Annotated in this window: 8 protein-coding genes; 3 read left to right on the top strand and 5 right to left on the bottom strand. The window is 59.3% G+C overall.

Annotation, left to right across the window (positions count from 1 at the left end; genetic code table 11):
* Nucleotides 1-162 precede the first annotated feature (162 nt).
* The 3 genes from NCT05_RS36410 to NCT05_RS36400 all read left to right on the top strand — a co-directional run bounded on the left by NCT05_RS36410 (nucleotide 163) and on the right by NCT05_RS36400 (nucleotide 2288).
* A complete protein-coding gene (locus NCT05_RS36410; protein WP_250504743.1) occupies nucleotides 163-594 on the top strand; it encodes a Gfo/Idh/MocA family oxidoreductase in 432 nt (143 codons plus the stop codon).
* A 754-nt stretch (nucleotides 595-1348) separates the two neighbouring features.
* Nucleotides 1349-1777: an Xre family toxin-antitoxin system antitoxin gene (locus NCT05_RS36405; RefSeq protein WP_035968713.1), complete on the top strand. Its 429-nt coding sequence runs from the start codon at nucleotides 1349-1351 to the stop codon at nucleotides 1775-1777.
* 34 nt (nucleotides 1778-1811) lie between these two features.
* Complete coding sequence (locus tag NCT05_RS36400) at nucleotides 1812-2288, top strand: RES family NAD+ phosphorylase (RefSeq protein WP_250504742.1); 477 nt, start codon at nucleotides 1812-1814, stop codon at nucleotides 2286-2288.
* Between the two features lie 206 nt (nucleotides 2289-2494).
* On the opposite strand, the gene NCT05_RS36395 is transcribed toward NCT05_RS36400, so the two are convergent.
* The 5 genes from NCT05_RS36395 to NCT05_RS36370 form a co-directional block, all read right to left on the bottom strand.
* A complete protein-coding gene (locus tag NCT05_RS36395) occupies nucleotides 2495-3877 on the bottom strand; it encodes a hypothetical protein (protein WP_250504741.1) in 1383 nt (460 codons plus the stop codon).
* A gap of 198 nt (nucleotides 3878-4075) precedes the next feature.
* Nucleotides 4076-4483 (bottom strand): hypothetical protein, encoded by a 408-nt coding sequence (locus NCT05_RS36390; RefSeq protein ID WP_250504740.1) that lies wholly within the window; start codon nucleotides 4481-4483, stop codon nucleotides 4076-4078.
* Between the two features lie 734 nt (nucleotides 4484-5217).
* Nucleotides 5218-5475 carry a hypothetical protein gene (locus NCT05_RS36380; RefSeq protein ID WP_250504739.1) on the bottom strand — a complete coding sequence of 86 codons (258 nt, stop codon included), beginning with the start codon at nucleotides 5473-5475 and terminating at the stop codon, nucleotides 5218-5220.
* Between the two features lie 54 nt (nucleotides 5476-5529).
* Nucleotides 5530-6369 (bottom strand): hypothetical protein, encoded by an 840-nt coding sequence (locus NCT05_RS36375; RefSeq protein ID WP_250504738.1) that lies wholly within the window; start codon nucleotides 6367-6369, stop codon nucleotides 5530-5532.
* Between the two features lie 292 nt (nucleotides 6370-6661).
* Nucleotides 6662-8437, bottom strand: coding sequence for a tannase/feruloyl esterase family alpha/beta hydrolase (locus tag NCT05_RS36370; RefSeq protein WP_250504737.1), 1776 nt, complete (start codon nucleotides 8435-8437; stop codon nucleotides 6662-6664).
* Nucleotides 8438-9322: the final 885 nt, after the last annotated feature.

Genomic DNA, 9322 nt, shown 5'->3' with positions numbered 1-9322 from the left:
CGACTCGATCGCTCGCGCGTTTGGCTGCCCAGACTTGGAACAGCCTGCTGCGACGGTAAGGGGATCTGCTTGTACACTCCTATACTGAGCGATCGGTCTTGCGAAATATCCGCAGCGGTCGAGCGGACAGCTTGAATGGGGAAGAGGCCGAGCCTTTGCGGCATGGCAACGGTACACCCAGACCGTTGCCGACCTTCAGGCGGACCGCGTCCAACCTCAACCGCGAAGCGGATCGCGAACGCTGCCAATGTGTCGCAGCTTCGCGCAACTGATTGGATCGGCAAATCTGCAATCACAACCGAAGCGCTCCCACGCATCCTCATTCTCGGGACAGGTCACGGACTTTCCGCACGTCGCCAGAAGGCGGTGAATCAGTTCGCGCGCGAAATCGATCATATGTCGATCTGCGTGAAGGACGATATCGTGCCGCGCACGCCGGGCGACGAAGGCTTGCAGGAGCAGCGGATCATCGATGGGATCTACGAATCAGCGCACACCGGCCGCGCCGTGAAGTTCGTGCAGCCGCTGCGCCGACGCGCGGCTCGGAGCCGCAGGAGGAAACGTCTTGATTGGTTGGGAGCGGGCAGCCTGTAGCGCGTGCCGAAGATATGGCACGTGAACACGCTCGCCGCGTTGACGCTGTTTTCGAGAGGACGCCCGTGCGCCATAGACTTCGCCAGCCGACGTTGCCGAGAATCTTCACCGAAGGCCAGCACGGAAAACGGCATGCGTGTCTCAAACACGGCCATTAATAGATTGCTAGTTCTCTTGATAGCCGCGTTTCACGCATTCTTCGATGGTGCCAACATAGCCGCATGCGGGTTCTCAATCCTTATCTCGGTAAAAGCGTTCGGTCTTCCCGTGTGGTCGATTGACTTCAGAAGCTACAAACTTTGCGGGCATTGAGCGGCGCGGCTCGTGCATCCGACGCGAACGATTGGCGGTGGCCTGCCAGCGCATGTCTGCGCTGTCGGGTCGGTCGGGGATTAAAAGGTAAGCGTGATACTACGTCTTATCACGCTTGAAATCATGTCCGCCGGTGCGTCGGGAGGGCGTTGTAGTGTCGCCTGCGTGCAATTAAGCGGAATCCCGCTCCTAACCGGTGATCACCCGTCGTGGGCGTTTTTGGATGGCGTGATCGCGGGAACGCCCGTGGGTTGCCCTCGGCGAGCGCCTCCCGGGCGGCATGGCATGATGCGTAGACCGGAAACCAGTGCCGAGACGCGGACGCCTACGCGCCCGTGGCGCATAGGCGGCTCGGACTGTATCGGCGTCGGAATCGGGAGAATCGCGCACTCGTATCATTTGGTCTATAATGAAGGATCAAATGATCCATTTGGAGTTTGCCATGCTGTTGGTCTCGCCGGAACAGATCGCAGCCGTGATGGCGCTGCCGCGCGTCCCGCACTCGGTGGCCGAGCTCGACGCGCAGGTCCGTGAGGGCCTCCCAAAGTCCGCGCTCCGAGAAGGCGTCGAGCACGCGACGCGCAGCGCCGAGGAACGGCGCGCCTTGCTCGCGCGCATCGTGCCGGAGGCGACCTTCAAACGTCGCCGCGACAAGCTCAGTCCCGACGAGTCTGAGAAGACGGAGCGGCTCGCACGAATCGTCGCGACCGCGCGTTATGTATGGGACGACGAGGGTGATGCGCGGGAGTTTCTAAATACGATGCACCCGTTGCTCGAAGGGCGCACGCCGGTGGAGGTCGCCTTGAGCGAGCTCGGCGCGCGGCGCGTCGAGGAACTGTTGTGGAAGCTGTTCTATGGGCTGCCGGCATGACCTCCTGCATGGAAGTCGTTGAGGTGCCAGCCTGATGCGGATTTTTAGAATTGCGGATCGGCGTCATCCGGTGTGGAGCGGCACTGGGGCGATGCTGGTCGGTGGCCGCTTCAATAGCCCCGGCCGCCCAGTCATTTACGGCGCGCTGAATTTTGCGGGGGCGATGCTGGAGGTGCTGGTGCACGCGCGGATCGGTAAGGTACCCAAGCACCACGTATGGGTTGAGGTCGAGGTCCCGAAGGACGTGACGATCGAGCGCGTCAGCGTCCAAGATTTGTCAGCGGGCTGGGATGCGCCGGATGCGCAGGTCGCGCGCCGTTTCGGCGACAAGTGGATCGAGGAGGGAAGATCAGCGGTGCTGGTGGTCCCGTCGGTCGTGGCGCGGGCGGAATGCAATGCCGTGGTCAACCCGGCACACCCGGATGCCGGACGTTTAGTCGTCTCGGCGCCGCAGCCTGTCGTGTGGGACCAACGGCTGTTCGCGGGCGGACCGGACTTGTCGCCCGAATAAATTAGCCGTGTCGCGCCACAGAGGAAGTCCGCTACCAAAAGATCGTGTTCCGGCGTCTCGGGCTTGAGGAATTAGCGAACCTCAACAACAGTGACAGCCAAAAATTTTTCGGCGGCGGTCGTCGGATCGTTGCCTTGGCAAGACGCATCACGCGCAGCGCGAACGGTGACTCGAGAAGCGCCGCGTTTAGGACGGCCCTCGAGTCGTCAAAGCAGAACTGCTTGTTGCAACAATTCGAGTGCTTTCAATTCGTCCAACCGTCCGGTGCGCGCCTTGCCGGCGAGCGTCTTTAAAAGAGCCTCTGCTATCGGTGCTATTCCGTCAAGACCGTCCAGGCGGGTTTGCAAGGTGGTGATGGCGGGCGCTGCGGTTCGCGGGGGTGCAGCAGGGGCGAGCGGTGACTCCGCCGGTTGAGCAACGGCGTCCGCAACTTTGCTTTCGTCTGCGTCAACATGCTCGTCGGCGGGAGCGGCAACTGCCTCGTTGAGTTCATTTTCCTCACGAACAATCACGCCGCCTTGCCCACCCGGCGCATCGGTCGGCGATGCCGCAGCATGCGCGTCGCTCGAAGTGCTAGACAGGACCACGTCGCTCTGGCTTGCGGGAGCGGCTGCGTCGAGCGTGTCGTGGTTCGGCGCGGCGGGGGATGCCGGCAGCGCGAGACTGTGCGCACGGGCGCGTGATGCAGGTGCGAGAAGCAGCACCACCGACTCAGGGATGTCGTTCTCGGAACGAGGCGTGTCTAGCCAGCCTTCGGGAAGACCCAGCCGTTCGGTGAAGCGCTGTGCTTCAACGCCATCCATGCGCTTTTTGCCGTGCAGCCGATGAGCCATATTCGATCCGGTAAGTCCCATGACTGCGCCGAGCTTGACCTTGGAACCGTTGCGTCCGGTGAGGACGTGAAGGTTGGCCCGCCTGATCCCCTCGACTGTGGCCGCGCCTTCCGAGTGGGCTCGTTCTCGCTGAGCCGCTCGACGCGGCCCGTTCTGGTTGGAAGCACGCCCAACGATAGATGGTCGGCCGCCTGCGTGCTTAGGGGTCTCAGCTGACCGGGCCTTTGTCGCGGCAGGCGCGCCCTTCGAACTCTTCGATCGCATTTTTCTCGCTTCCTCGGACAAGCTGCTCGCAGGCAGTAACGGCTTTTGATTATTCGGCAGAAGGGAGGGCTCTTCGACGTCGCCTTCATCGCTTGCCTCGTCTATGCTCTTGAAGTCGAGCGGCGACTTCAGGCGAGCGATCACCTCCGGTGCAAGTGCAGGATGAAGTTGGTCGAAAAAGCCGGAAGGCAGCCGGAGCGCAGTTTCCATGTGGAAGGCGGTCTCGGGCGTGAAACGTTCGCCTCGCAAAAGTTCCGCAATCCGCGTCAAGCTGGAATCTAGGGCTAACGCAATATTCTCCGCGCCAACGGCATCGACGAGAAACTTCAACGAACGAGTTTTAATGATGGACGCCTGGGCGGGCGCGCTATCACTCGCTTTAAAGGGCGGTTGGACCTGTCGGGGGCGACTCGAGCTAGCCGGATTTTGAGGTTGGCGCCGATTGTTGGACTTGCCTCGATATCCCGCATTTGGCCCGCGGGGTTGACTCATGGTGGAACTCCGATGCAATGCGTGAGCTTCAACGCCAAGGTTATATCGGCGATTGCTGTTACCGAGCGATTGTCGCTGAAGGCGTCGGTCGCTGCTTTAATTCAATGTGCTTAGGTCGCGCCGACAGTCAGCGTTCGGCAGACGGCTGCAAATTCGTCGACTACTGGGGTGCAATCGCCGCTGGACGAATGTATCCCTTCATCGACCACAGGCGGCGGACATCAGCGGCGAGCCGCGCCCGCTCGCAGCAAAGCGCTCGAGCTTCTCCCGCGCTTCGAGATGCACGTATCGGGGCGCACCCGCTAGTTGACGATCTGCCTCTTGCAAGACCGCCTGGAACAAGGGCAGCTCGGCCGCATCGACTGTCCATTTTCTCTCCGTTTCCGCCCGCTGCAGGCAGCGCTCCAAAGCCGCTTCGGCGCGCCCATAGATGATGACGTCCGTATCCCCGTAGCCCGCATCTTGCACGAAATAGGTGACGTAGACCAATTCGATCAACCCGTTGACCAGATACGCAGATCCAGCGCCGGCGCGACAGGCTGCGAAAGTCAAATGGTTGGACAACGCAACGGTCCGCGCCGCTGATAGCGGCAGAGGCAGCAACATCTCTTTACTGAGGGGTTTGCGGGACGGCGAACGAAAAACTCGCGAGCGAGTGTTGCGATAAGACATGCTGCAATAAGAGAACGAAAAGAGTCCGCGTTCAATGGGTACCCCGGAATGATAGCAGGCGCAGGAGCCGAAACTGTGGCGCGCGCCTCGCTGCACGCGCATCAGTCGGCCACTCCCTCAACGAGGTTGAGCGGCGCCGAGCGATTGGCCGCACGGCGGCCGCGAAAACTGTCAGAACGGCCAGTAAGGCGTTCTAAGAAGCGATCAACGGCGCGTGAACGCGCTAGCGAGCATGGGTCAGCGAGGACTCGGCCGCGACTTAAAAGAGCTGGCTATCCAACGGTAGCAGATTGACCAGTTTCACCGCAGTGCGGCGCTCGGCTCCATCCGCATGGACGGACCGGATCATGACGCGTTGGCCGCGGGCCTCGCCCAGCACCTCGACAATTCGTTCTCGATAACGAGCCAACGTGCCGCGCGGTGGTTTGCACGTAGTGGGGCGGTTGGTCGTCGAGCGAGACATAGGCATATCGCGGCAGAGGCGTTGTCCCATTATGCAACGTTGCGGGCTTCACCGCGACGCATTTTTTCCACTTCCACATGCGAGATGCGTACTGCGGCTCGTGTCGCCGGGACCATGACCGGGGCGCTTCTCACGTTTACGGCCAGGTCACATCTATTCGATTTCGTCAGATCCGCTAGATGCAACGACTTCCTGCTTCTTGCTGTCACTCAGCGTCCTCATACGTTCCCAAGTCTGCACGCTTAGCGTCTGCTACGAGTTCCTTGAGTGCTTCAATGCCAGCGTCAGTGAAGGCGGTGATCGAGATCACCTCGTCGGGCGGCACGTCAAGGTCATCTATGACGCCCAGGCATCCGTCCTCTGGTTCGAGGTTCACATTGGCCAGTTCTTCAAGCCATTCCTCTGGTTCATTAAGCATCTTGGCTACGCACGAGATGGTGTAGACGTGAGATGGCGCCGACATTGCATGCTCCAGATGTTGTGAAAGCCGAGATTCAGGCCGAGATGGCGACTGTAATCAACGTGCGCATCGCTCTCGAATGCGACGCCATCCGTTGCGAGCCTGGATCGCATCCGCAAGGATGGCCATATATTCGTCATGGTCGACGCGCTCATCCGGAGGCAACCCGTATTCTTGATGGCGGCTCAGGGCCGCTTGCCGCGCGGCTTCTCCAGGAGCTGTTACGAGTATCCGGCTGTATGCTTCACAAGCATAGGCGAATGTCTCCCTCTTATCAAAGGCGATGTCGAGCGGATTCGGACAGCTACGGAGTTCTGCCAGCCCTATCGCTGTGCGGCGGCAATTGTGCAGCACATGGGCAGCTTCATGCACGACGTAGTCAGCGAAGGGGTCGGTATCGCGGAAATATGCCAGGGAGACGTAGCAAGTAGTGTCCTGACTCATGCCGACAACGCGAGCGGACTCCTCTCGGAGCGGGGTAGCGCCCAAACTATCCAAATAAATGTCAGCCAGTTTCCATGCGGTCGATAGCCACGTCTTTTCGGTCAGTACCCGTACGATGTTGCTCGGCGTGAGAAAGACGATGCCAGCAACGAGGGTGCGGAGAACGACCTCCCGTTCGATCGCCGAAAAAAGGCCATATACCATGGGCTTGAGCTTGTCGCAAAGCCACGGCTCTGTCGGCTCTGGCATTAAGCTCGGATGGTCGAAATCCCTCGCGCGCAGCAGAGTGTCAGCGATGAGCGCAGCGCGCAACTGCTGTGTGGCGCGCGAAGCAGTGTCTTTCATAGCCTCCCCTGGCCAGCCGACGAAGAAGCCGTCATAGTCTCCGGTCGTGAGGTAGTGCCGAATCTGGGTCTCAACCCATTCTGCAGAGCCGGTCTTCGGAGTGGTCATTGCAGGTTCTCAGGTATCTTGGTCGAAGCGGGACTGCAGGCGCTCATCCCTTGCGGTTAAGCACAAACCCCCATCGATTTCTGGTCGAAGAACTGTTAGCTGGCAAACACGCGAACCAGGCTACGGTCGCACAGGCCAACCGGAACGCCCGTATCGTCTGGGGGCTTTGCTGGCGGGTGACCGGGACTACCAGCACCGATCTTCTCCGAGGACTTCCGTCAATCCTCGCGCCGGCGCTTCAATCGGTCTATACGACGAGCGCCCAAGGAAACAGGCGCTCGCGTTTTCTACGTCACAGACAGCTAACGTTTCCATTCGTGACGGTGCACGACTGGTTGGCATTCGCTTTATAGGAAGACAGACCGAGCCATTGGAACGTGTCGCTTACGCCAGCAGGAACATCTGCCTTAATGTACGATGACGCCGCGTTCACATCGCCCCCGTTGTAAGCAACCGTCGCCGGATACGGGAACACCGGACGGCTTTTCACGACAGTCTTATCGGTCGAGCTCGCTGCGAAATTCACAGTAATTTGGCCAGGAACAGTCCCGTTTTCGACCCAGTTCATCATCGGCGTCAAGAAGTCCTCCGTCGTGACATTCGGCCCGCTGTTGCAGTGATAGACGCCCGGAATCATATAAAGCATCATGAATCTGGACTGCGCATCCGCGCCCATCGTGCTCTTTACTCCCGAGTAGTAGTTCATCGACATATACGGTGACGCCCCTGTGTCGGACCAACCGTGCCAAACGAGCAGCTTGCCGCCCCGTGCTGAGAAGGCACTGAGGTCTGTGTTGGTCGGGTCGAACACTGCACCGTACTTCATCATCTGGCTAAAGCTCGCGGTGGTGAATTGCAGATTGGCGTATGTGATTCCAGTTGGGGTACCAAGTTGCGCCATGTAGTTGGGGAAGTCACTCGACCAGACCGCATCGCTCACGTTCGCCGGAGTCATCGGTGCACCGAGGGTCTTCGGGACCATAGTTCCGATCCAGTTTGCTTCGCCGCCAATCGGCATGTCACCCGCAGTGAGGTGGTTGCCGTTTTCGTCGACAGGGCCGCTCCAGATTTGCTGAACGACGCTGATCTGAGCAGCAGTCAAACACTGCGCGGTGTTCGTTCCGTTCGGACATTGGATTTTCGTCAGATCGGGCTTACACGCACGAGGATCCTGAATCAGGCCACCCTTGTCAGCACACGACGACTGGACGAAGCTCACGAGCGTCGGAATCTTATCTGCCGTGAGGATCGCTTGCTGGTTCGCATCCGTGTTAATGCGGACGTTCCAGCCGTGATAGAACGAGTTCGTCGGAACTTCGTCGATCACCGGCGCGCCCACCACGATACCGTCAAAGTCTGTGGGATAGCGTTGCGCTTCCTGCAAGCCTTCCCGCCCACCGTCAGAACAACCTTGATAGTACGACTTGGTCGGTGCTTTTCCATAGAAGGCAGTGATGAGGGCTTTGGTTACGAGCGTTGTCTTGTGCATCGACGAGTAGGCGAAATCGACGACGGCTGAAGGATTGCCGTTAGCCCACGTACCACTCGACAGCGGAGCTTGGTGACCAAGGTCAGTCGCAGCAGTCACCATCTGATTCGAATTGAGCGGCACGCAGCCAGCGCTTTGGCTGGCAACGCCAGCCGGCGTGGAGATGAATCCGCAGTAGCCGCCGCAGCCAACCATCAGGAACCGTTGAGTGTAAGTTTGCATTGGTAGACGAACCTCGAAGTTGGTGGTCGAAGTCGTCGTGCCTTTGACATCGCAATACGACGCGTCTCCAGTACCGATGACCGCTGCACTGGTAATGGAAACAGGTGCCCCGTCGATGTTCGAGAGGCTTGCTTTAGCCAGATCGGCGCATCCGAGAATCGGCTTGGTTACGGCAAATGCGTTTGCAGGTGGAGTGCTATTGCTGCCGTCATTTCCGCCACCACAAGCGGCGACAGCGCCGCCGAGGGCGACGATCAACAGAGCGGCAAAAAAGCTTGATAGGTCTACCCGGAAAACATTTCTGGGTGACTCTACGGAAGGCAGCAATTTCCGGAGAAAGCTCAATGGGCTAATCATTATGCATTCCTACATGAACGGTCAAAAGGATAACGAAGCACTGCATCGGAAGAGAAGTGCCGAGGAATGTGCTGCTCGAATTAAACGAAGATTATCAAGTCAAGTGGACTTGGCGGGTCGAGGGGCGGGCTGACGGCGTCGTCAAGGGGGTGATCGTCTTGTTATGTGTTCCTCCCAGGGGTCTAAGAAATTGTAGTCCGCCGCCAATTTGGATCGATGCAACGAGGCCGGCGCCCTTGGGCTAGAGATTAGGTTGATTCACTGTCATTTTGGATGAGACGCCGTAACATTTTGCGCGATTAACGCACGCCGAGGTGCGATAATCGCACAGACTTCGGGTTTTCGATTACCTCGCAAGCAATTTGTAAGCTGGTTGTGGCGCCTTTTTGTCAAGCAACTGCTTTCTTGCGCATTCAAAGCTGGAAGGCGTTGGGGACTGGCAAAAGTCGCGCGTCTATTCGTAGCCTGACGCGTGCGGACTTATCCCGTTATGAAGCGAACCGCCCCCGGGGCTCGATTGCTGAATGGCTGGCGTTTGCGAGTTGGTGGTCACTTGCGCCAGGATCGCAAGCGACCGATCCTGGCCGGCCTCTGCCTGACGGCGAACGCTGGCCCCTTGGCCTTTGCGGACGTTGGAGCCGGTTGCGATCAACGTCAGCAGCCTGGCGGATTCCTGACGTCGGCGGAGTCGCGCGGCACGACTGCAATTCCTAGCATCAGCGAACTCACACTCACGGCCCTGAGCGGAAGTCCAATTGCCCGGCCTTGTCGCCTAAACGCCTAAATACGGTCATACAAGCAACTAGTCCGAGCGCGAACAATTGTTGTCAGCAACTCGTAGCCAGACGGTGCGCGCAGCTGACGCCCGGCGCGCTCGGCTGATTC

It is taken from the genome of Caballeronia sp. AZ7_KS35 (assembly GCF_023631045.1).
In the GTDB taxonomy this organism is placed as follows: domain Bacteria; phylum Pseudomonadota; class Gammaproteobacteria; order Burkholderiales; family Burkholderiaceae; genus Caballeronia; species Caballeronia zhejiangensis.
The sequence above is the reverse complement of the archived record's forward strand: the minus strand, read 5'-3'. Positions and strand labels throughout refer to the sequence as shown.

Coding starts and splice junctions, on each gene's coding strand:
- NCT05_RS36410 (WP_250504743.1), top strand. CDS start 163: ATGGCAACGGTACACCCAGACCGTTGCCGACCTTCAGGCGGACCGCGT.
- NCT05_RS36375 (WP_250504738.1), bottom strand. CDS start 6,369: ATGACCACTCCGAAGACCGGCTCTGCAGAATGGGTTGAGACCCAGATT.
- NCT05_RS36395 (WP_250504741.1), bottom strand. CDS start 3,877: ATGAGTCAACCCCGCGGGCCAAATGCGGGATATCGAGGCAAGTCCAAC.
- NCT05_RS36405 (WP_035968713.1), top strand. CDS start 1,349: ATGCTGTTGGTCTCGCCGGAACAGATCGCAGCCGTGATGGCGCTGCCG.
- NCT05_RS36370 (WP_250504737.1), bottom strand. CDS start 8,437: ATGATTAGCCCATTGAGCTTTCTCCGGAAATTGCTGCCTTCCGTAGAG.
- NCT05_RS36390 (WP_250504740.1), bottom strand. CDS start 4,483: ATGTTGCTGCCTCTGCCGCTATCAGCGGCGCGGACCGTTGCGTTGTCC.
- NCT05_RS36380 (WP_250504739.1), bottom strand. CDS start 5,475: ATGTCGGCGCCATCTCACGTCTACACCATCTCGTGCGTAGCCAAGATG.
- NCT05_RS36400 (WP_250504742.1), top strand. CDS start 1,812: ATGCGGATTTTTAGAATTGCGGATCGGCGTCATCCGGTGTGGAGCGGC.